Origin of the sequence: Sphingobium sp. CR2-8 (genome assembly GCF_035818615.1) — a bacterium.
In the GTDB taxonomy this organism is placed as follows: Bacteria; Pseudomonadota; Alphaproteobacteria; order Sphingomonadales; family Sphingomonadaceae; genus Sphingobium.
Genome location: NZ_JAYKZY010000002.1, coordinates 168108 through 191323, shown reverse-complemented (window position 1 = coordinate 191323; position 23216 = coordinate 168108). Strand labels below are relative to the sequence as shown.

The 23216-nt window shown below is 62.4% G+C and carries 17 protein-coding genes and 1 riboswitch; of the genes, 9 read left to right on the top strand and 8 right to left on the bottom strand.

Annotation, left to right across the window (positions count from 1 at the left end; all coding sequences use genetic code 11):
• Positions 1-68: 68 nt before the first annotated feature.
• A riboswitch (cobalamin riboswitch) is annotated at positions 69-309 on the bottom strand.
• Positions 310-444: 135 nt separating this feature from the next.
• Positions 445-1443: a LacI family DNA-binding transcriptional regulator gene (locus U5A82_RS04760; RefSeq protein ID WP_326289086.1), complete on the bottom strand. Its 999-nt coding sequence runs from the start codon at positions 1441-1443 to the stop codon at positions 445-447.
• Between the two features lie 117 nt (positions 1444-1560).
• On the opposite strand from U5A82_RS04760, the gene U5A82_RS04755 reads away from it, so the two are divergent.
• The 5 genes from U5A82_RS04755 (at position 1561) to U5A82_RS04735 (ending at position 6694) form a co-directional block, all read left to right on the top strand.
• The gene (locus U5A82_RS04755) at positions 1561-2505 is read left to right on the top strand and encodes a ribokinase (RefSeq protein ID WP_326289084.1); all 945 of its coding nucleotides are present in this window, start codon (positions 1561-1563) and stop codon (positions 2503-2505) included.
• Between the two features lie 84 nt (positions 2506-2589).
• The gene (locus U5A82_RS04750) at positions 2590-3846 is read left to right on the top strand and encodes a NupC/NupG family nucleoside CNT transporter (protein ID WP_326289082.1); all 1257 of its coding nucleotides are present in this window, start codon (positions 2590-2592) and stop codon (positions 3844-3846) included.
• Between the two features lie 17 nt (positions 3847-3863).
• A complete protein-coding gene (locus U5A82_RS04745; RefSeq protein WP_326289080.1) occupies positions 3864-4517 on the top strand; it encodes a hypothetical protein in 654 nt (217 codons plus the stop codon).
• Positions 4518-4526: 9 nt separating this feature from the next.
• A complete protein-coding gene (locus U5A82_RS04740; RefSeq protein WP_326289078.1) occupies positions 4527-5534 on the top strand; it encodes a nucleoside hydrolase in 1008 nt (335 codons plus the stop codon).
• A gap of 11 nt (positions 5535-5545) precedes the next feature.
• Complete coding sequence (locus U5A82_RS04735; protein WP_326289076.1) at positions 5546-6694, top strand: esterase-like activity of phytase family protein; 1149 nt, start codon at positions 5546-5548, stop codon at positions 6692-6694.
• Between the two features lie 67 nt (positions 6695-6761).
• On the opposite strand, the gene U5A82_RS04730 is transcribed toward U5A82_RS04735, so the two are convergent.
• The gene (locus tag U5A82_RS04730) at positions 6762-9170 is read right to left on the bottom strand and encodes a TonB-dependent receptor (RefSeq protein WP_326289074.1); all 2409 of its coding nucleotides are present in this window, start codon (positions 9168-9170) and stop codon (positions 6762-6764) included.
• Between the two features lie 179 nt (positions 9171-9349).
• Between U5A82_RS04730 and U5A82_RS04725 the strand changes: the two genes are divergently transcribed.
• Positions 9350-10258 carry a carbohydrate kinase family protein gene (locus U5A82_RS04725; RefSeq protein ID WP_326289072.1) on the top strand — a complete coding sequence of 303 codons (909 nt, stop codon included), beginning with the start codon at positions 9350-9352 and terminating at the stop codon, positions 10256-10258.
• A gap of 72 nt (positions 10259-10330) precedes the next feature.
• Here the strand turns inward: U5A82_RS04725 and U5A82_RS04720 are convergent, their stop codons facing one another.
• Positions 10331-12592, bottom strand: coding sequence for a TonB-dependent receptor (locus U5A82_RS04720; protein WP_326289070.1), 2262 nt, complete (start codon positions 12590-12592; stop codon positions 10331-10333).
• A gap of 256 nt (positions 12593-12848) precedes the next feature.
• Positions 12849-13199, bottom strand: coding sequence for a hypothetical protein (locus tag U5A82_RS04715; protein WP_326289068.1), 351 nt, complete (start codon positions 13197-13199; stop codon positions 12849-12851).
• A gap of 253 nt (positions 13200-13452) precedes the next feature.
• Here U5A82_RS04715 and U5A82_RS04710 point away from each other — a divergent pair, with 253 nt between their 5' ends.
• Positions 13453-14943 (top strand): adenosine deaminase family protein, encoded by a 1491-nt coding sequence (locus U5A82_RS04710; protein ID WP_326289067.1) that lies wholly within the window; start codon positions 13453-13455, stop codon positions 14941-14943.
• Here U5A82_RS04710 and U5A82_RS04705 read toward each other — a convergent pair.
• The 4 genes from U5A82_RS04705 to U5A82_RS04690 all read right to left on the bottom strand — a co-directional run bounded on the left by U5A82_RS04705 (position 14930) and on the right by U5A82_RS04690 (position 21354).
• Positions 14930-16318, bottom strand: coding sequence for a uracil-xanthine permease family protein (locus tag U5A82_RS04705; RefSeq protein WP_326289066.1), 1389 nt, complete (start codon positions 16316-16318; stop codon positions 14930-14932). The two genes, U5A82_RS04710 and U5A82_RS04705, sit on opposite strands and share 14 nt — an antisense overlap.
• 34 nt (positions 16319-16352) lie before the next feature.
• A complete protein-coding gene (locus U5A82_RS04700) occupies positions 16353-17714 on the bottom strand; it encodes an 8-oxoguanine deaminase (protein ID WP_326289064.1) in 1362 nt (453 codons plus the stop codon).
• Between the two features lies 1 nt (position 17715).
• Complete coding sequence (locus U5A82_RS04695; protein WP_326289062.1) at positions 17716-18762, bottom strand: purine nucleoside permease; 1047 nt, start codon at positions 18760-18762, stop codon at positions 17716-17718.
• A gap of 123 nt (positions 18763-18885) precedes the next feature.
• Complete coding sequence (locus tag U5A82_RS04690) at positions 18886-21354, bottom strand: TonB-dependent siderophore receptor (protein WP_442802153.1); 2469 nt, start codon at positions 21352-21354, stop codon at positions 18886-18888.
• A 316-nt stretch (positions 21355-21670) separates the two neighbouring features.
• On the opposite strand from U5A82_RS04690, the gene U5A82_RS04685 reads away from it, so the two are divergent.
• Together U5A82_RS04685 and U5A82_RS04680 are read left to right on the top strand one after the other, a co-directional pair.
• On the top strand, positions 21671-22606 hold the full coding sequence (locus U5A82_RS04685) for a LysR family transcriptional regulator (protein WP_326289058.1): 936 nt from the start codon (positions 21671-21673) through the stop codon (positions 22604-22606).
• 78 nt (positions 22607-22684) lie between these two features.
• A complete protein-coding gene (locus U5A82_RS04680) occupies positions 22685-23215 on the top strand; it encodes a phosphoribosyltransferase (RefSeq protein ID WP_326289057.1) in 531 nt (176 codons plus the stop codon).
• The last annotated feature ends 1 nt before the right edge of the window (position 23216 follow it).

Sequence of the window (23216 nt, the reverse complement as noted above, 5' to 3'; positions counted from 1 at the left end):
CCCAGCCGCACACACTCGTCGCTCAGACGGAAACATACCGTGCCTCGACCATCCCCTGGACCCAGGCAAGAGCGACCAAAACGCCGGCAGGTCTCCTGGCTCGCGGGTCAGGGCTTGATGCACGCCTTCCCAGGCCTTCAGGACAGATCGTCCAGCCCAGTGGCTGCGCCCCTTTTTCACAAAGGGCGCGATGTGCATCGCGCTCGCCGCTTACAGTTGCAGGGACAGCTGCGGATTTGGATGGAGGACCATCCGCACCGCCTTCCCATTTTAAGCCTCTTTCGAGGCACCGGCGCGATCATGATCAGGCGCGTAGCGCCCGCTCGTTCGCGCTCATAGGGCGGTTTGTCGATAATGCCAATTGGAGATTGCGGCCCGTATTGCAGGAATGCTCGAACGGGAAGATGACCGTTTGAGGGGGTGCGGGAAATTCGGAAAGGCTGTTCAGCTAATCGCGACCTGGGGATGCGGTGCGGTCGAGCATCGTTCGATCATCACCGTTTCCAGGATGACGCGCCGTTTGAGATGGATCTGATCCTCGATCCGACGCACCAGTGCGTCCACCGCTTCGCCTGCCATGTCCTCCACAGGCATTTCGATCGTCGTCAACGGCGGCGTGCTCATCGCGGCCCACGGGATGTCGTCGAAGCCGATGACCGAGAGATCCTCCGGGACCCGCTGCCCTCGCGCCTGGACATGCCGCATCACGCCGAGCGCGATCAGATCGGCGCCCACGAACACCGCCGTGGCCGTGCCGGCATCGAGCGCATCGACGACTTGACCGTCCAGATCGATCGAGAAGCTGTTCTCGACGACGAAGCTCAATTCCGCCTGGGACCGGATTGTCTGGATCGCCGCTTCGCACCGGTCGCGCATGCTGGCGATATCCATCGGTCCGCAGATCACGCCGATATGACGGTGGCCCAGTTCGATGAGGTGCGCGATCGCCGCGCGGCCGCCGCCGGCATAGTCGGCCTGGATCGTCTCGAAACCCGGCACCGATCGATCGACGACGATCGTCGGGATATCGGCGATGCTGGCACCCGCCGTGTCGACGTCGCGGATCGGGAACCAGACGATGCCGTCCACGCCACGCTCCGCCAGAACCTTCAGCACTTCCTTCTCAAGGTCGTCGACGCCCCCGGTATCCGTGACGAAGACGCTATAGTCGTGGTGGCGCGCGCGCTGCACGACGGATTGCGCGAGCGTGGGGAAAAACGGGTTGGTCAGATCGGGAACGACGAGTCCGATCGTTCCGGTCTTTCCCGTCCGCGTCGCCTTCGCGCTCATATTCTGGCGGTATCCGAGGTCTTCTGCGACGCGCAGGATACGAATGCGCGACTCCTCGCCCAACGATCCTGTCCTGTTCACGGCATAGGACGCACTGGCCAGCGAAACCCCGGCCGCCTTTGCGACATCCTTCAATGTAATGCGCTTCGCCAAGATCGCCCTTCCGTCGATGCTCACCCGGACGAATGGATCGTCACGGCATGGACTTGCTAACGGACTTCAAACATCATATCCACCATATTAAGTGAAACGTTTCATGGCAAATGGCAGATGGCTTTTGATATTGTCGTTCTCGGCAGCTTGAATACGGATTTCTCGTTCCATGTCGCGACCTTCCCCACGCCGGGTGAGACGGTGCTGGCGGATCGTCTGTCAGTGAGTGCGGGTGGCAAGGGCGGCAATCAGGCGGTCGCCGCCGCCCGCATGAACAAGACGGTGGCGATGATCGCCGCCGTCGGCTCCGATGACCGTGGCACCGCACTCATCGACTATCTCGCGCAAAGTGGCGTCGATGTGGACGGCATATGGCGGCGGGAGCACAGTCCCACCGGACTTGCGACGATCCTGGTCAATGGCGCCGGTGAGAATCTGATCGTCGTCGATCAAGGCGCCAACCGAACGCTGGCACCGTCGGATTTCGAACATCGCCTTCCTGTTGCCCGGTACGCGTTGGCGCAGTTCGAGACGCCACTAGCCACGATCGCCGCATTCCTTCGCACGGCACGTCGAGCGGGCAGCACATGTATTCTCAACGCCGCGCCGGCGAAGCTGGACGGCAAGCGGTTGTTTCCTTTTTGCGACATCCTGGTCATCAATGAGCCTGAACTCGGGGCCTATATCGGCTCATCGGTCAGCGGCCTGACCGAAGATCAGATCGGCGATGCCGCCAAGGCGCTGCTGTCACGGGACGACCAGACCGTGATCGTCACCAGAGGACGCGCCGGAGTGATCGCGATCAGGAGCGGCGCGAAACTTGTCGTGTCGGCCCATCAGGCGGAGGCGGTCGATACCACCGGTGCGGGCGACTGTTTCTGCGGCACATTGGTCGCGGCGCTGTCCGATGGCCTGGCCTTGGGGGCGGCGATCGAACGGGCGAATGCCGCCGCATCGATCGCGGTCCGCAAAGCCGGGGCAGCAACCGCATTGCCGACGGCCGACGAAGTCGATGAATTTCTGGCGTCGCGAGCGCGGGTGCAGCCGCATCTGTCACACTAGACGAATGTCGATCGAGAAGATATGAAACGTTTAACTTATTAGTGCGTCGAAAATGTTGCAGTCGCAGCGGAAAGGGAAGCGGGTTTGGGTGAGATTATACGCGCCTGCGTCGGGGTGGTCGTGTTTTTGGGATTGGCGTGGCTGATTTCGGAAAATCGCCGTGCCTTCGTCCTCCGGCCCGTGCTCGCCGGATTGGCTATCCAGATCGTGCTCGCACTCGCTCTCACCCGGCTTCCGATCATCACGTCCGCGCTTGGCGGCCTTGCCCACGGCGTCGACAGCGTACAGTCGTCCGCGTCGGCGGGTGCGACGTTCGTGTTCGGCTATCTCGGCGGTGGCCCCCAGCCGTTCGTTGCTGCCCAAGGCAATCCGTCGACCTTCATCTTCGGTCTTCAGGTCCTGCCGGCGGTGCTGCTGGTCAGCGCGCTCGCGGCATTGCTGTGGCATTGGGGCGTGCTGCGCTGGATCATCCGGATCGCCGCCCGGTCACTGGGCCGCGTTATGGGCGTGAGCGGCCCGGTCGGCGTGTCGTCGGCCGCCTGCATCTTTCTGGGCATGGTCGAAGCGCCGCTGCTGGTGCGCCCGCTGCTGCCCAAATTGTCGCGCGGAGAGATGTTCATCATCATGGTCGATGGTCTGTCGGTCATCGCCGGATCGACCATGATCCTGCTGGGAACGATGCTTGCGCCCAAGATGCCCGACGCGTTCGGACATCTGCTGACCGCCTCGCTCATCAGCACGCCGATGGCGATCGTGATGGCCCGCATCATCGTGCCGAGCGACGTCGTGCGCGAGTGGGCGACTCTGCCGCTCGAAAACCCCTATCGCAGTGCGCTGGACGCGATGACGCACGGGACCATCAATGCCGTGAAGGTCGCGGCCTATGTCATCGCGATGCTGATCGTCTTCATCGGCGCGCTCGCCCTGATCGACAAGGGGCTGGCCCTGGTCCCGACAGGCGGCGCGCCCCTGTCGGTCAGCGCGATCTTCGGATGGCTGTTCGCGCCTGTCGCGTGGCTGATGGGCGTATCTGTCGGTGATTTCCAGACCGTCGGCGCGCTGCTTGGGACCAAGATCGCGGCGAACGAGGTGGTGGCCTATGGCAATCTGCTGGCCTTGCCCGCCGGGGCGCTCAGCGCAAAGTCGCAGCTGGTCGTGACCTACGCGCTGTGCAGCTTCGGTAATTTCGGAAGCATCGCCATCCTGATCGGGACGCTGTCGGCGATGGCGCCCGAAAAGGCGGAGGAGGTCGTCCAGCTTGGCCCCAAGGCGCTGATCGCCGCTTTCCTGACGACCTGCATGACCGGGACGGTCGTGGGCCTGCTCCATTCCATCTTTTGATCCAGACGAGGTTACCCATGGCATTGCTGCCCAGTTTCATCGCTTTCACCGGGGTCGACGACCCGCAGCTGCTGAGTGCCATGCAGGCGCTTTCGGCACGATATCCCATCGAATGGGGAATCCTGGTCGATGATGCCCAGGCCGACAAACGCCTGTTTCCCGATGCAACGGAGCGTGACGCGCTGCTGTCGGCGACAGGCCTGCGTTGGGCCGCCCATGTCTGCGGCGAGCAGGCCAGGCTGATCGCCAACGATCCGGACAAGGCCACCGTCGATGTGACCCGTTTCCAGCGCGTGCAGGTCAACCACAGCTTTTCGGGCAGCTCCGCCGCTCAGATCGAATGCACGGTCCGGTTCGGACGGAAACATGGCGTCCGCACCATGCTGCAAGGTTCGTCCGACTTCCCGGCCGACGCCCGCCTCGATTGGTTGTTCGACACATCTTTCGGCACCGGCGTCGCCGCGGCGCGCTGGCCTGCCTTGCCAGCGAACGGCCCTTTCTGTGGCTATTCCGGCGGGATCAAGCCCGACACGGCCGGAGCCGTCGTCGCCGCGATCGGCGCGTCTATCGATACCGGGCAATACTGGATCGATATGGAATCGGGCGTCCGCACCGACGATCGCTTCGATCTGGCCAAGTGCGAGGCCGTGTGCCGCGCGGTGTACGGCTGAGGGCGGATCATGTCTCCTGACAACCAACATATCGTCATTCTCGATACCGATCCGGGAATCGACGATGCCATGACCTTCGCGTTTCTGCGATCGCGCCCCGATGTCGTCGTGAAGGCGATCACGACGGTCTTCGGCAATGCCGACATCGCCACTACCACCCGCAATGCGCTGTATCTGGCGGATCGTTTCGGGATGGACGCACCGGTTTTCAGAGGTGCGGAACACCCCCTGACCATCCCGCGTCGTCCGGTCGCAAGCCACGTCCACGGTCATGATGCGTTGGGCGATATCGGGGTGAGCGAGCATCATGTCGGCGAGCCTGCGGCCAGTTGCGCGCATGAACAGATTGTCCGCATGCTGCGCGACAATCCCGGCCGCGTCAGCATCCTGGCGATCGGCCCGCTGACCAATCTTGCGCTGGCGTTGCAGGCCGACCCCGGCATTGCCGCGCTGGCGCGCGACGTCGTCGTCATGGGCGGGGCGTTCGGCCACGGGACACGACGCGGCAATGTCTCCCCCGTGGCGGAAGCCAACATCGCCAACGATCCGCATGCCGCAGACGTTGTTTTGGGCGCGTCCTGGCCCGTCACGATGGTCGGACTGGACGTGACGGCGGCATGCATCCTGCCGAGCGTCCGCGCAAAGCGAATTGCCGCGAGCGGAGACACGGGGCAATTTCTCTGGGATATTTCTCGCGCCTATGAACAGCTCTATCGTCAGCATGACGGGCTGGACGGGTGCTGCATCCACGACGTGGCGGCGGCGGCCTATCTGGTCTCGCCAGGGTTGTTCGAAACTTCATCGGGACCGATCCGGGTCGTGACCGAAGGCATCGCCGCAGGGCAGACGATCCAGAAGCCGGACCGACAGTCCTTTCCACCCGGTGCCTGGGACGACGCGCCGTCGCAGACGGTCGCGGTCGGCATCGATGTCGCCGGATTCCTGGATCTTTACGAACAGGCTGTCTCGACGGCATCGTCACCCCCGCGAACGGTGGCAATCCCTTCCCTGCGATGACGATCCGACGCATGACAAGAGTTGGTCTGGCGCTCGCCGCCGTGACGGCGACAGGCGTCGCAGCCCGGCCCATGCCCGGCGTCAAAATCATGGGCATCACGACCATTCCGGCTGATGCCGACCCGAGCGGCGCTCCGGTGGGGGGCGTTTCGGGCATCGACTATGACCCGCGTTCGAAAACCTGGGTGATGATTAGCGATGACAAGTCGGAACACGCCGAGGCCAGGTTCTGGCAGGCGCGCATTGAGGTCCGCGCCGAAGGGCCGCCCAAGGTCAAGCTCTCGGCGGCAACGCCCATTCGCACGGCCGCTGGACTGCTATTTCCACGGCCCGGCATCGGGCAGGAGGCGATCGACGCCGAAAGCATCCGTTTCCAGCCCGACGGCCGCCTGCTGACTTGGTTGAGCGAGGGCGATGCCCGCGATGGCTTTGGTCCCGCCATCCGCCAGATGGATCGCTCCGGGCGTTTCGCTTCTACCATCCCGTTGCCGGACAGCTTCAACCTCGACCCTGAGCAGCGACGAGGCCCGCGCCCGAACCTGTCGATCGAGGGCCTGTCCTATGCGCCGGACGGCAAGGCTCTCTGGCTATCGCTGGAGGCACCGCTATTCCAGGATGGTCCCGTTGCCTCCCGGCAGGAGGGAGCCGACATCCGGTTGACGCGGCTGGTCCCGGGATCGAGCGCGCCGCCCGTGCAATATGCCTATCGGCTCGATCCCATCGGCCCGGTGCCGGAAGGCCGTCTCTCGGACAACGGCGTGAGCGAGATCCTGTCCATCGACGCGCGACATCTTCTGGTTATCGAACGGTCGGGCCTGAAGGGTGAAGACGGCGCGTTTCGGTTCCGGCCCCGTCTCTACTGCGCCAGCCTGGGCAATGCTTCGGACGTGTCGGGTATCGATACGCTTGCTGGGGCGCAGGTTCGACATGTGACCAAGAGGCTGATCTTCGCGTTCGACGAAGGCCGCTCCGGCGCCATCGACAATGTCGAGGGCATGGCCTGGGGGCCGCCCCTCGCCAATGGCCATCGCAGCCTCGTCTTCGTCACCGACAATGATTTCTCCGAGCATCGCAAGACCCAGGTCATTATGTTGGATGCCGGAGAACTGGGGCAATCCCCCGAACGAACCACAGCGCTTTGCGATACAGGATCGGAGTGAGTGTTGACGGCTGAATGACCTGACGGAAGGCGTGTCTGCGGAAGCGGCTCGGCCTCGACCTAGCGTCCTAGAATTTCGCCCGCATGGAAAGAGTATAGGTGCGCGGCGCCCCGATGAAGTAGCGGTCGAGCGTGCGATTGGTCGGGTTGGCGGCGGAGTAACCGAATTCGGGCTGGCTGGCGGTGGAACTCGATACCGCACCGATATACTTCTCATCGAACAGATTATCGACGTTGAACTGGAACAGCAGCTCGCCGAAAGGACCGAAGGGTGGCACCCGGTAGTTCGCGTTCAGACCGATCAGTTTGTAGCTCGGCAGCTTCTCGACGCCGATCTCGGCAAAAGTAGTTGGCGCGACGATGTGCCCGCCGACGCGGCTGCCGACATAGCGACCGGTCAGGTTCAGCGTCGCGCCTTCGAATGGCTTCACGCCGATCTGGCCGAAGGCACTGTGCATGGGGATGTCGCGTACGCGCGCGCCGCCGATGACGGCGACCGACGCGAGATTCCGGCGATCGGCCGATCCGATCGCCGGATCGTCATGTTTCGCGTCCTGATAGGAATAGGCGGCGTAGACATTGATGACGCCGAAATCGGCCAGGCCGGTCACTTCGATGCCCTTTGTCGTGACGCCCTGGATATTGGCAGCGCGGGTCGCCACGTTGCCACGCACAATCTCGTCCACATCGCTATTGTTCGGATCGCGCGGCACGATGCCGATATTGTTCTTGAGATGGACGTGGAAGCCCTGCACCGAAAAGGCGAAATTGCCGGCGGTATAGCGCGCGCCGAGATCGAAATTTTCGGTCTGGATCGGACTGAGGTCGGCCGGTGCGATCACGGCGGTCGATCCCAGGAAGGCGTCCTCCGGTATGCCGGCGAAATTCTTCGCATAGCCGCCGAACAGTTCGACATGGCGGGCCGGCTTCAGGCTCAGGCCGATCTTCGGATTGACCGAGGAGGCTTGAGAGAATTTCACGGCTGCGGAATATTCCAGCGGCGACCGCGCCTCGTACCGCACCTTCATCCACGTCACGCCGGCATCGAGGCGCAGCAGATCGGGGATGATGGCGAACTGGTCCTGCGCGTAGAGCATCATGACATCGATATCGGCGGATCGCGAATATTCGACATAATTGATGACGTCGCGATTATAGGCGAGGCCGCTGATCGGATTAGTCAGCCTGTAGAAGCGACGCTCCTCGGTCGAACTGCTGCCTTCATACCAGCCGCCGAAGCGGATCATGTTGTTCGGGATCAGATTGTCGAACCGCACCTCCCCGGTGACACCGTAGCGGTCGCGATCGCGCGGTGTGATGCGCAGGTCCTCGGGTCCACCAACGACGTTGCGCACGGATGCCGGCGTCGTCGTCAGCGTCGGCCGGATCGCCCCGCCATTGGCATTGTAGCCGGTAACGGCATAGGGATCGGCGCCGGCCAGCTGGCGTGACCGATCCTGCTGCCGGTTCGATTCGCCCCGCAGCGTCTGATAATAGGGGTTGATGTTGATCTGGACGTGGTCCCCCAACTGCAGGCGCGCGTTGACATAGGCGAGCAGATCCTCGCGGGTTCCGCCGAGCGCACCGCCATAATCGACATCGACCGACGGAATGCCCGTCAGAGCATCGGTCGCACGGTCGCTTCGCGGGTTCGCCAGGAATTCGTTGCGGGTGATGATGTTGAAGTCGTTGTCGCGCTGGTCATTGTAGCTGACGCGTGCCTTGATGAACGATCCGTTGTCGAACGTCTGCACGATCTTGGCTTCGGCATGGTCGCGATAGGACGACCGGCTGTTGCGCCCCGCCCAGACATCGTTCTGCTGGTGCGAAAAGCTGCCATAGGCGGTCAGTCCCCGCCAGATCTCGCCGCTGTCGACGCGGAAATACTGGCGATAGAAGTCGTAGGAGCCATAGCCGGCCTCGAACGCAGCGCTCGGCCTGGTCGCAGGGTCGTCGGTACCGAAATCGATGAACCCGCCCAGCGCGAAACGCGACGGCGCGCCGATATCGCCTGCGCTCTGCGAGACCGATATCTTGCCGATATTGCTGGAATCGATGAACCGCTGGGGCGGCGAACCGCCATTGAACCGTGCGTCGCCGGTCGGAATGCCGTCGATGGTCAGGCCGACCTGTTCCTTGTTGAGGCCGCGCAGGTAGAGTTCGAACGAAAAGCTCCCGCCCCGCGCATCGCCGGTCGAAATTTGGACGCCGGGCACCTTGACCAGGCTCTGGGTAATATCCGCGCCGAGCGGCCGTTCGGCGATGTCGGCGGCGGTCAGGACAGCGGCCGCGCGGCTCTGACCAGCACCGATGCGTTCACCGGTCACGACGATGTCGCTTTGGGCGCCGTTGTCGCCAGGTGCCGTGGCGGAGGCGGCGTTCTGGTCGCTCGACGCCTGTGCCGACGCCTGAAGGGGCACGAGTACAGCGAGCGCAGTGCCGGAAAGCAGGAAACACGTCCGAATCGATCGCCCCATGGTCTAACCCCCTACAAATATAGTCGCCCGTTTCATTGTCATGGAATTGAAACGTTTCACTATTTACTTCATAAACTTCATTCGATGATTCTTGCAAGGGCCTTCAGGGCCGAAATTGACATGTGCGGAGGACTTCTGATGCGGATAAAGCTGCATTCCCCTAGTTCAGGATGCGTGCGATGACCGCCCGTGTAGCTGTCCTTGGGTTCGCCACGCTGGACTATGTCCTGTCGACACGACATCCGTTGAACGGAACCGGCACGGTCGATGCCCATATTTTTGCGGACGACGCCTGGCCCCGCGCCGGGGGAGCGGCGCTCTATGCCTGTCGTCGGCTCAGTGCCCATGGCCACGCGGCCTGGCCGATCGTGTCGGTCGGCACCGACATCCATGCCGAGGCTTACCGCCAGGCGTGCCGCCAGTCCGACGTGCGCGTGGACGGGGTGGTCGAGCGGCCGGGGGAGAAGACGCCCTGCTGCCTGCTCGTCTATCACGACAATGGGGGCTATACCTGCCTGCTTGATCTTGGCAGCGTCGTGGCCACCTATCTGTCGGATGCGCAGCGCAAATTGGTCGCCGACGCCGACATGATCGTCGTCGCAGCGGCGGACCCGGTGGTGATATCACGCGCGCTCGATCATCTCTCTGCCGATCAGCAGGTCGCCTGGATCGTGAAGGACGATCCGGCGTGCTTTCCTCCGGCCCTGCGGCGAGAGTTGGTTCGCCACGCGGACGTCATCTTCTGCAACGCCTCTGAATATCACCTCATCGACGCGTTTCTGATCGGCGCGAAGCCCGATATGATTTTGTTCGAAACACATGGTGCGGAGGGCGTTCGCGTTCGATCCAAGGCGATGGAATGTTTCGTCGCCGCCAGCCCCGTTGCCGTACATGATGCCACCGGCGCTGGCGACACGTTCGCCGGGGAAGCGCTCGCGCATCTTCTCGCCGGACGCCTCGACCTTCTTGGAATCGCGCAGCATGCGGTGGACCAGGTCGCTGCCATGCTGGCAGCCCGTCAAAGGGCTATACGGAAACCTGATTGGGCTCAGGCCGTTGCTCGGGAGTCGCCAACGAACGGGCGATGATCGATGCCGAGTAATGGCGCGGCGTCGCGAAGCGACGCCGCGCCGTCTGTCCGGTCGTCTCTTTCCAGAGCCTCAGAACCGGTACGAGACCTCAACCCCGTAGGTCCGCGGCGCATTGAAGACATAGGCCAGGCCGTTGACGTTCAACCCGCTGGTGAACCCGGTGCTGTCCGCCACGTTGCGCGACCAGAGCGCAACCTCCAGCGTGTCGATCCGGTATCCCGCGCGCACGCCGCCCTCCCACCAGCCACCGGTGCGAAACTCGGGCTGGAGGAAGCTGGTCAGCGAGAAATTCTGCGAGGAGCGGTAGGACCAGTCGGTCGACGCGAACAGTTCGGCCCGCTCGCCGACCGGAACTTTCGCGTCCGCGTTCAGCCCGGCAGTCAGCTTGGGTGCGAACGGGAACGGCTGTCCGTCGATGTCCACCTGCCCGGTCGCTGAGCGCGGATCCTGGACCAGCGTACGACCGCTGATCCGCGTATCGACATAACCGATCTGACCGCCGAACGCGAAATAGGGGCTGGGCCGGATCTGGATGTCACCTTCGAAACCGGTGCCCTTGCCGCCCGGAGCGTTGATGAGCCTGATGATATCGGCGCCCGAGCCGTTCCTGATGAAGACCGGCAGTTGCTGATCCTTGTAGACATAGTGGAAGCCGGTGAGGTTCAGGCGGATTTTGCGGTCGAGAAACTCGCTTTTCAGTCCCACCTCATAGGATGTGACTGTTTCCGGCCCCGCGGTTTCGATCGGGGAGAAGATCGCCTGTCCGGTAATCACACCGGAATGGTATCCGCGGGCGATGCGGGCATAGACGTTGACCTGCGGATTGATCTTGTAGGTCAGACTCCCGTCCCACGTGACCCGACCCGACCCCTCGCCTGCGCTGGAAAAGCGCGGCTGGGTGACCGGGAACGGTCCTCTGGCTCCACCCGCGTAAAAGGGACCGGAAAAATTCGGCTCGGCAGTGAGATCGGCCGGATTCGGCGTGAAGAAGGCCGTATCCTGCGACAGCCGGATACGATCATGTGTGTAGCGGATACCCCCCGACAGCGTCAGCGCGTCGATTATCTTGTACGATGCCTGCGCGAACCCCGCGTAACTCTCGCTCTTTTGCTGCGCGAACTGATAGGCGCCGAAGCCCGGGCTGCCATCCGACGTCTGGAATGTGTTGTTCGCGGTCGTGTTCGAATAGTCCAGCAATTCATGGAAATAATAGACGCCGGCCTGCCAGTTGAATGCGCCATCGCCCTTGCTTGCCAACCGCAGTTCCTCGGTGACCTGATCGAGCCCGTTGATGCGCGAGGTGTTGATGAGCGCCGCGCGGGGCGATCCGTCGACATCCCCGACCGTGAAGAAATCGCCCGACTGCCAAGAGGTAATCGACGTCAGGTCTACCCCGCCGAGGTCATAGGTCAGGTTCAGGTTCAAGCCGTATTGATGCGCCTCCTGGTCCGACTGCCGGTCGCTCTCCAATGCGATCCGCAACTTCTTGAACGGCAACACGCCGAAGCCCGGCGTCGTCTGCCTGCCGTTGAACAGCGTCGAAGTGCCATTGAGCGACCGCGCCGAAAATTGGAGGAGCGCGGAGAATCGGTCGTCGGGCTCGAACAAGAGCTGCGCGCGCGCCGCTATGTCGTCATATCCGCCCAGCTTGTGACCGGTGACGATGTTCTCGACCGAGCCACCCTGACGCTGATACAACAGGGACATTCGACCCGAGAGCAGGTCGTTGACGATCGGACCTCCGATCGCCCCTTCGAAACTGGTCGTATTGAAACGGCCATAGGAAACGCGGCCATAGCCCTGGACGGTGTCGGTCGGCTTCTGCGAGATGAGCTTGACGGCGCCGGCTGTCGAATTGCGCCCGTACAACGTGCCCTGTGGACCGCGCAGCACTTCGACCCGCTCGAGATCGAAGGCCGGCATGCTTCTTAGAATCTGGTTCTCAAGAACGACGTCGTCGTAATAGACCGATACCGATGCGGTGGAATTCAGCGTGAAATCGGAATTGCCAAGCCCGCGGATGTAGAAGCGTGGGAAGACCCGCCCAAAGGTCGACTCGACGTTAAGGTTAGGCACGCGCCCTGCAAGCGCACGAATGTCTTCGCCACCGACGGTCAGGCTCGAAACAATGTCCCCCGAAATCGCGCTGATCGAGATGGGAACGTCGCGGATGTTGTCGCTGCGGCGTTGCGCCGTGACGATGATATTATCCGGGGGGCTGTCAGCCTGATTGGGAACCGGCGTGATCTGTGCCGCAGCAGGTACCGCCGCCAATGCCGCTCCGACCAGCGCGCATCCCAGCGCGGTGTGCGATACATGTCCCAGTCTCATGGTCAGCCCCCTTTTGTGATGCCCGGTTCGGCGTTTTCTGTTCACTTTATGAAATAATATGAAATATAGTTAAACGATTCACTTCGGGCGCGCAATGGTGAAACTCATTCACGCCGATATGCCGCAATCGCAGCAGAAGCCTGGGTTACCGAAAGAAACAACACGCAATTGCAACCTGCTTTCATCGGAAAGGGTCACATCAGATGTTTGAGCATGCCTTATAGCAAGGCCCCGTTGCTGCACGCACCCGCGCCGATCACAAGAAACCGGTCGCCCAAGTGCAGGCGGCGGCCACGAGTAGGCCAACGATGACCTTCCAGGGCGATCCGGATGCAAGGTCGACCGCTTCCTCAACTGGCAGGGTGCGGCGGCCGTGAATCATCGGGCCGATAAGATTGTGATGTAGGCGCAGTACATAATAAAGGACCGCAGCCACATGCAGCGCCACAAGCGCCAAGAGTAGATTAAACAGCATTTTGTGAAGGTCAAAGGCGGTGCGCCCCTGATCGAAGCTGATCCAGCCTGCAAGTGGACCGGATTCGATGCCGTCCACGTCCACTGCGAACAGGCCAGCCGTTACCATTGCTATCAAAATGGCCAATATCAACAGCACGCTCCGATCAGCTTCGCCATCTGCGCATCGAAGATCGATCGTTCGGTCCAGATATTGGGACGCGTTAACGGGACAGGCGAGTCACAAACTTAGGTCGCTTTGACGACCGTTCGCTCGAGGCCACGAGCCAGCCAAGCGCTCTGATTTCGGCAACACAATGTCCGCAATATCCTCATTGAACTTCATGAGGGCCGCCGTCAGAAAGGCCTCGAAATGGGGGTAGATGATGCGGTTGGCTGGATTGTTGATGGCGCTGACCCTGAGCGCCGGGCCGATCATGGCGCGGACGCCCACCGCCGCCTTGTCGAACGAAGCGCGCACGGCCGCCTATCTGGACCGCATCGCAGGCAGCAGCCCGCGCCTGCGCATCTTCCTACAGGCCATGCCCAAGGGCGGCGACCTGCACAATCACGCGGGTGGCGCCAATTTCGCCGAGGATTATCTGCGCTGGGCGGCAGCCGACGGTCTGTGCATCGCGACAGACAATCATTATATCGTCGAACCGCCCTGTACCGCGCCGGGCCGGATTCCGGCCGCCGGGCTGGAACGCCACTATCGCCACTATTCGCGCGCGATTGACGCCTTTTCCACACGCGGTTTCGAAGCGGGCGTGGGCGACCCAATGGTATCGGGCTATGACCGTTTCTTCGCAACATTCGACGCGTTCGGGCCAGCCTATAGCCGTCATGTCGGCGAGGCTATGGCGCTGACCCGACAGCAGGCGGCGGCCGACCATGTATCCTATGTCGAGTTGGGCAGCGGCGCGCGTGCAGGCTGGATGCTGGGCGTGACGATGGCCGATGCCGACGCCAGTGATCTTGCTGCGCTTTATGCCAAGATTGCGCCGCTGTTGCCGGACGCGATCGCCAGCGCAAAGGCCGACTATGATGGTTATGATGCGCAGGTCGCGGCAATCGACGGATGCGGGACGGTCAACCCCAAGCCGGCCTGCGGCGTGGAGATGCGCTATCTCTACACCGCGATCCGCACCAATCCGCCCGCGCAGGTGTTCGCCCAACTGGCCTTCGGCTTTGCCTTGGCGCAGGCCGATCCGCGTTTCGTGGGCGTCAACATCGCCGCGCCCGAACATGATCCCGTCGCAGTGCGCGACTATGCGCTGCATATGCAGATGATCGCCTTTCTCAAGGCGCGGCATCCGCAGGTCAAATTGTCGCTCCATGCGGGCGAATTGACGCTGGGCCTGGTGCCGTCGCGCGATCTGACTTTTCACATTGGCGATGCGGTGCAGGTCGCAGGCGCAAGGCGGATCGGCCATGGCATCGACATCGCCTATGAACGCGATGCGTCCACGCTGCTGGCGCGGATGGCGCGCGATCAGGTGGCCGTGGAGATCAACCTGACCAGCAATGCCGTCATCCTGGGCGTTAAGGGCAGCGATCATCCGCTGTCCCTCTATCGCGAGGCGGGCGTGCCAGTGGTGCTGTCGACCGACGATGAGGGCGTGTCGCGCAGCGACATGACCAACGAATATCTGCGCGCCGTTACCGAACAGGGGCTGCGCTATGCGGACCTGAAGCAGATCATACGCAACGGGCTGCATTACAGCTTCCTGCCCGGCGACAGCCTGTGGCAGGGAAAGCCCGGCGGCGGACGGGTCGCAGCTTGCGCCATGATCGATACGCCGGGGTGCGGGGCCTGGCTGGCTTCAAGTCCCAAAGCCACGGCGCAGGTCAGGCTGGAACGCGACCTCCAGACCTTCGAAGCTATGGAGCGCTGACAGGATCGGGCACGACAAGGTTCAGGATCACGGCCACCAGCGCGGCGGGCAGGACGCCCGATGTCAGGATGATACGCAGCGTTTCGGGCAGGTGCGATACCGCGTCCGGCTCCAGTGCTAGTCCGATGCCGATCGACAGCGCCACACCAAATATCAGCATGTTGCGCTGCGACCATTCCACACCCGACAGGATCGAGAGCGCGGCCGAGGCGACCATGCCGAACATTACGATCACGCCGCCGCCCAATATCTCGATCGGGATGGTGGTGATCAGCGCGCCGATCTTTGGCGCAAAGCCGCACAGGATCAGGAACAGGGCGCCGATCGTCACGATGTGGCGGCTCATGATCCCGGTGATCGCGATCAGCCCGACATTCTGGCTGAAGGACGTATTGGGCATGGCGCCGAACATCCCCGCCAGCGCGGTGCCCAGGCCGTCCGCGCTGGTCGCGCCGATGAGTTCGCGGTCGGTGGCGGGGCGACCGGCGCCGCTTTCGCAGATGGCCGAGACGGCGCCGATCGATTCGATCGCGGAGATGAAGCCCATGAGGCAGAAACCCAGAATCGCGGGGAAGGAGACGGCAAAGCCGAAGTGGAAAGGTTGCGGGATCATCACCCATCCGGCCGCAGCGACCGGGGCAAGCGACACTCGGCCTATCGCCGCAGCGACCGCATAGCCCGCGAGAAGGCCCAGCAGAACCGATGCGGTCGACCATAGCCCGCGCCCGTAGAAGCTGAGGCCCAGGGTCACGACGACGACGATTCCCGCCAGCATCCAACTCGTCCCAGCGCCATAGGCGGGCGTACCCTGCGCCGCGACGCCACCGGCGGCATATTGCACCCCCACCCGCATCAGCGACAGGCCGATCATCAGCACGACCAGTCCTGTGACCATCGGCGGCAAGGCGAAGCGGATGCGGCCGATGCTACTGCTGACACAGGCGTGAAACAGCCCGCCGAAGATGGCAGCGGTGGTCAGTTGCGCCATGGCCGCGACCCCCTGCCCCGCGACGATCGGGATCATGACCGGCAGGAAAGCGAAGCTGGTCCCCTGAACGATCGGCAGACGCGCGCCGACCGGGCCGATGCCGATGGTCTGCATCAGGGTGGCGATGCCTGCGAACAGCATCGCCATCTGAATCATGTAGATCATGGGCGCGGGGTCGGCCGATCCGAAACCGAAACCGGCCGCGCCCGCGACGATGATCGCGGGGGTCAGGTTACTGACGAACATCGCCAGCACATGCTGGACGCCCAAGGGCATAGCGACGGCAAGACCGGGAAAATAATCGGGATCGCCCGCCTGCTGCGCCGTCATGATGCCGGTGGCGTGCGCGGTGCCACTTTCTGAGATGGGGCAATGGGTGACGGTCATGGGGCACTCCACAGGCTGGCAGGCGGCCGGGTCATCACGCCAGCCTCATCAGGCGGTTAAGCGAGCGGTCGGCGGCGCGCAGAATGGAGGCACGGTCGGCCTGCACCAGTTGCCCGTCGCGCACCACCGCGCGTCCTTCGACAAAGACATCGCGCGCGCCCGTGGGCGGGCTGAGGATCAAGCCGGCGACCTTGTCCCATGCCCCCATGGAGGCGAAGTTCACACCGTCCCACAGGACGATATCGGCCCGCTTTCCCGGCGCGATCGATCCGCAGTCGCGGCGGCCCAGCATCTCTGCGCCGCCCCGCGTGGCGATGTATAGCGCGTCCCGTGGATCGAAGGCGGCCGGACCGCCGATCGCGCGCTGGAGCAGCATGGCCTGGCGCGCCTCCAGCAAAAGATTGCCGCTATCGCTGGAGGCAGACCCATCGACGCCCAGGCCAAGCGACACGCCCTGTTCGAACAGGGATTTGAGCGGGGCGATGCCGGAACCAAGACGGCAATTGGAGCAGGGGCAATGGGCCACGCCCGTGCCGGTCCGCGCGAACAGGGCGATTTCGCGCGCATCCAGCTGGACGCAATGGGCGTGCCACACGTCCGGGCCGACCCAGCCCAGGCTTTCCGCATAATCACCCGGGCGGCAACCGAAACGTTCCAACGAAAAGGCTACATCGTCGGCATCCTCGGCCAGATGGGTATGCAGCATCACCCCCTTGTCGCGGGCGAGCAAAGCCGCGTCGCGCATCAGACCCTGGCTCACCGAAAAGGGCGAACAGGGCGCCACGCCAACGCGCACCATGGCTCCCTCCCTCGCGTCATGGAAGCGGTCGATCACGCGGATCGTGTCGTTGAGGATCGCGCGCTCATCCTCAACCAGACTGTCGGGCGGCAGGCCGCCATCGCTTTCCCCCACGCTCATCGCGCCGCGCGTGGGGTGGAAACGGATGCCGATGCTCTGCGCGGCGGCGATCGTGTCGTCCAGCGTCACGCCATTGGGGAAGAGGTAGAGATGGTCAGAAGTGAGCGTGCAGCCCGACAAGGCCAGTTCGGCGAGGCCTAGCTGGGTCGCGGCAAACACGTCTTCCGGGCGGTATTGCGCCCAGATGGGGTAAAGCCGCTTGAGCCAGTCGAACAACGAAGCATTGATTGCGCCGGGCAGCGCACGGGTCAGGGACTGGTAAAGATGATGGTGGGTGTTGACGAGGCCGGGCGTGACGACACAGCCACGCGCGTCCACAACATCGTCGGCCTCGGCCAGCCAGGATGCCATATCCGCCGTGGTTCCCGCGGCCAATATGACCCCATCCCGAAACGCGACCGCCCCGTCGGCAACCTCCCGCCGGGGATCATCCATGCATGCAAGCACGTCGGCGTTGCGGATGACGGTAAGGGCCATGCTATTGCGGCACGGTCTTTTCGTAGCGGTCCCAATGGCCGACCAGTTCGTCCACCACTTTGGACCCGACCAGGTAGAGGCTTTCAAGCGCGGCGGTCATGCCAGCATAGCCTTCATTTTCGGTCAGCAGATAATGGGCGGCGGTGTCGTCGGGCGGCGGCATGGTGAAATTGCTGCCCGCGCGCAACACCATGAACCGGTCCTTGTCCACCCGGCCGATCTGGTCGAGATAGACGATCGACTGATAGGTGCCGGTTTCCTCCATCGCGGAGGTGACGAATTCGCCCTTCCCCTGCGTCCAATATCGCACCCAGTCATTGGCCCAGCCGGTCATCCGCCCGCCATGCCAGAAGGTCATCGCCGCCAGTTGATCCCCCTTCAGTACGAAGGGGGGACGCCTGGCCATCGGGTGGTTGGTAAAACGCGCCCTTTCCCTGCGGATCGAAGGATCGTCGGGCAGGACGATGTCCTTGGTCAGGTTGAAGGCCCAGTCGCGCAAGGCGGGGTTGATTTCGAATATCTCGCCCTGCCCCACAGGCGGGCTGGGATCGTTTGGACCCTTGCTGTGCAGCGCAAAATAGCCGCTTTTCCAGTCGGCAGGGATTTCCCGCGCGTCGATTTCATGCGCGAGGTCGCCGTCGACCAGATAGCGTGCCCATGCGGCCGAACCGATCGACGCGTCCTGCGGATCTATGCCCGCAATACCCGCCACCAGCCAATAGGCACGGGAAAGGTCGAACCGCTGGTCGAGGCCCAACGCCATGGTCGCCGTCGCCGATTTGATGTTGCCCATGCCCGTGACCATGCCCAGCACTTGGGTCTTGGGATCATAATAGAGGTCGTGATGGGACTGCGGGAAGGGAATGCGCATGTCGAGATGGCGCCGTTCCTTCCAGAGCTGGAATTCGCCGGGCTTGTCGCCGCTATCCTCACCGATTTCGAACATCGACACGATGATGACACGAACGGGCAGCGGGGTGGCGCAGGCGCCGCCGGGGGCACAGCTTTCGATGCTGGCGGGCGCGGGCTGAGCAGCGGCGACCGGCATCGGGGCAAGGCACGCGATTGCAAGCGCGGCGGCAGATGTCAGGAAACGAATGATGATGGCTGTCCTTGTCCGTAATGAAAAGGGGACGCGACGACACGCGTCGACGCCCCCCTGTCCTTCCCGTCAGAATTTATAGGAGATCGTTGCCTGATAACTGCGCGGCCGTTCGGGCAGGACGATCGTGCTGCCGAACAATTCGGTGAAGTTGGCGCGATAGTAGGTTTCGTTGGTCAGGTTCTTGACGTTCAGACGGAACAGCCAATCAGCCTTCTCATAAGATACCCCGACATCGACCAGCGTGTAGGCGGGCAGTTTTACGACCCGCGACTGGCCCGAATAGACCGAGTCCACCTTGACCACGCTGGCGGAGAAGGCGAGGCCGCTGTCGAAGGAATAGGTGCCGGTGAGCGAATAGAGATTCTTGGGAATGCCTGCACGGCGCGCCGCCGCCTTGTTGGGAATCGGCACCAGGCCGCCCTGCTGGCCGCCCAGATACAGCCCCGGATTGGAGACGTTGATCAGATCCTCGATCCCGAAGAAGCTGAAGGTCGTGCCCGCATCCAGAAAGGTCAGGTTGGTGACGACGGTGCGGGTATAAGCGCCGGTGACGAGGAAATGCTTGTCCACCGACCAACGGAACTCCGCTTCCACACCTTTGGTCTCGACCGATTGGTTGACGGTGGAAGACTGGATATTGTGGTCGGTCCGTTCCTGCTTATACACCGAGACGGCGGTATAGAGCATGTTGTTGAGGAAGCTGCCCTTCACGCCCGCCTCATAGAGTTTCGACGCGGTGATGAAGGTGCCCGCGATCGCGGTGGCCGGGTCGATTTCGGATCCCTGGCCCGCGATCACCGTCGTCTGGCGCGCGGCCGTCACATAGGGAACGATGCCGAAGGGCAGCTTGTAGGACGCGCTGCCGTTCCACGACCAGCCGCCCTTGCTCCCCGATCCGGTCGGCGTCACGCCTGCGGTCGTTTGCAGTTTGGTCAGCAGATTGGTCGATTCAACGTCGATCTTGTCGTAGCGCAGGCCACCGATGAGGTCGAGGCCGAAGTCGAAGTCCAGGTCGACCAGGCCCGCCATGCCATAGTCGGTATAATGACCCTTGAGATTGTTGGTGTAGAGGCAGTCGCATTCGGTCGAAAGCAGGCGGTCGGACAGGGGCGTATAGCCCTTGGTCAGGTCGACGCGATGGAAATATTCGAAGTTGAAATCGTCACCATGATCGAACTTCGTATAGCGGATCGACGGCGATGCCTGCACCGAGAATTTGCCTGCCGAATTCTCGAAGGTCTTCGACAGGACGATCTTGTCCTCGATCACCCATGACTTGTGGAATTGCGAGAAGCCATAGCTATTTTCGTTGATATTGTCGATGCCGTCGTAGAAGAACTGGTTCTTGATCTCCAGCCCACTCTCGGCATTGTAGATGATGTCGAAATAGCCGGTCTTGGCGATGTTATCGAGACGATCATTCTTGCCGGTCAACACCTTCCTGCGGCTCAGCTTGGCCGTGCCCACATCGGCCAGTGCCAGCGGCGCGGCGCTGGAATAACATGCGTCGGTGATGGATGCGGCAAATACGCCGCCGCCGCAGGCGAAGCCGCCGAACGGATTGAGGCCCCTGCCGGTCAGTTCTGCCTGCGACAACTGGCCATCGCCATCGGTGTCGAGAGGTTTGGCCGCGCCGGTGATGTAGGTGTTGTCGTCGACCAGATCCTGGGTGAGGCGGTTCCAGCCGCCATTCTGCTGCCCCTTGAAATTATGGTACATGCCGCCGAATTCGATGCGCAGCGTATCGGTTATCTGGCTGTCGAACGCGGCTTGCAGGATCGTCTGCTTGGTCGACATATTGTCGTAATAGCTGCCCGAATCCTCTATTTCGGCATAGAGGCTGTAGCCAAATTCCGCAGTGCCGATCTTGCCCGGGCCGCGGACCTGGGCCTTGAGGACATTATAGTCCCAACTGCCGCGGGTGTAGCTGATTTCGCCTTCAGGCCCGCTCATCAAAGCGCCGCCTGCGACGCGGGCCGATTTGGGCACGAAATTCATGTAGCCGCCCGTCTTGGACGGGCCGTAGATCGGCGAGGAGGGGCCGCGCACGATATCGATCCGTTCCGACGCGCCGATGGGGGTGGGATAGTTGCCCGGATTGTCGAGGCGGCGGACGCCGCGGAAATAGACTTCGCCGGGCGTGCCGCGAATGTCGAGCGCGCCGCCCACGCCAAAGAAGCTGTTGGTGAAGGTGCCGGGCGACTGGGCGACGAGATCGTAGATATTGGTGATGCCAAAGCGTTCGATCTGCTCGCTACTGATAGTCGAGGCCGAGCGCGGGGTTTCCAGCAGCGTCTTGTTGAAGCCGAAGATGGAGCCGACATCCTTGAGCGGCAGCGCTTCGAGCGCACCGGTCACGACGATTTCGGCACCTTGATCAGGCGCGTCGACAGGGGCGCCATCCTGCGCCCAGACCGGTGTGGATAGAGCCGTGCACGCCAGCAGTGCCGCTGCCATCATATTGAAAGGTCGGGTGCGGCGGGCCTGATGCGACGCCAAGTCGTGCAGTCCATGCAAGCGGTCAATGTTCGCCATGAATAAGATACCCCCGATCGAAACAGGGCGGCGTGAGTTCATCGCCCTGCTGGTTAATGCCCCCTGTTCCTCTCCTCTTTTGTTCGGCGGCCGCATTTCATTGAGAAATTTCAGCGCCATCCATTCTTGACGACAGATTTGTCAAAGCCAGACGCGACCCAGACGCCGCATAATTTGCAAGGGTGCGCTGCACCACGCACGGTTCCGATCCCACCAATCGCCGGCAGGCGGTGTTATATGCATTGCAACTAGGGACTTGACGTGGTGCGATCAAATGCAATGAATTCGACGCAGCGTTGCAAAAAATAGGGTGGGTATGCCGGCACTTTCACGTTTCTTGCGCTATTTCATCGCAGTAGGTCGATTGGGATCGATCCGTCGCGCGGCCGACGAACTGAACGTGTCGGCGTCTGCGATCGATCGGCAGATTTTAAACGTCGAAGCCAATCTGGGGATGCCGCTATTCGAGCGGTTGCCGACCGGCCTTCGCCTGACGGCGGCGGGTGAAATCATGATGGCCGCCGGAAGCAAATGGCAGAAGAACATGGCCGATGTGCGCGCGCAAATAGAAGACCTGCGTGGCTTGAAGCGGGGCCATGTCGATATTGCCGTCATCGACGCGCTGGCCAAAGGCTATGTCCCGGCAGCGATCCAGGCGCTCCAGAGCAAATATCCCGGCATCACCATCGGGGTGCGGGTGCTGGAAAATGATGCCGCGCGGCTGGCGACCGTGCGCGGCGAGGTGGATTTTGGTATATTCTTCGAGCCGCAGACGGTCCGCGACCTTGCGGTTCGATCCTTTGTGGAGGTGGTGCTGGGTTTCGTCACGCCGACCGGGCATCCTCTGGGTGCCAAGAGGGAGGCACGCTTTTCCAGCTGCGTGGGGTCCAGGCTGATCGTGCCAGCCGAACCGCTGGCGGTCTATGAGCAGATCGCCGTGCTGGAGGGGACGACAGGCGTGGTAATCGACCGGGCCGTATCGTCCGACAACATCCAGATGATCACCTCGCTCGTCACCCAGGGGGTGGGCATCGGCGTGCTGACTTCGCTTGACGTCATTACAGAGGTACGCCGCGGTATCCTGTCTTTCACCAAGATTTCCGACCCGATATTGCGGCCGATGACGCTAGCGCTCTGCACCGCATCTGCGCGCACCCCATCCTACGCCGCGGGGATCGTATTGCAGGAAATCGAAAACGGCTTTCCGCAGCTGAGCTATCCGATATCGATCGACGGCCCGGCGGTGGCATAACTGCGCGGCAGCCGATTGCCCAATGGGTGAAGACCCGATAACGAACGGTCTTCCCCGACCTTCAACGGACCTTCTGCCATGAGCCACACTGCCGAGCCTGCGTTGCATTATATCTCCAACGATGCCTTCGTCGCCGACGTCCAGATGTTGGCGCGACAGATCGTGCAGGGTCAGTGGAAGCCCGATTTCATCATCGGCATCGGGCGCGGCGGGCTGGTCCCTGCGGTCTATATCTCGCATCAGACCGAATTGCCCATGCTCTCGATCGACCATAGTTCCAAGGTGCCCGGCTTTGCCGACGAATTGCTGGCCAAGGTCGCGGCCAAGAGCGCGGCGGGTCAGCGCCTGTTGTTCATCGATGACATCAACGATAGCGGCGGCACGATCGACTATGTGCGACGGTTGCTGGCGGACAATGGCTGCAATGGCGACAATCTGCGGTTTGCCGTCATCATCACCAACAGCCGATCGCGTGTGATGGTGGATTATTGGGCGGAGATGATCGACCGGGACGAGGATAAGCGCTGGTTCGTTTTCCCTTGGGAAGCTGTAGGGGCCAAGAACAGGATCGTTGAAGAGGCGCTGTCCGTGCCCGAGCGACTGGCCTGAA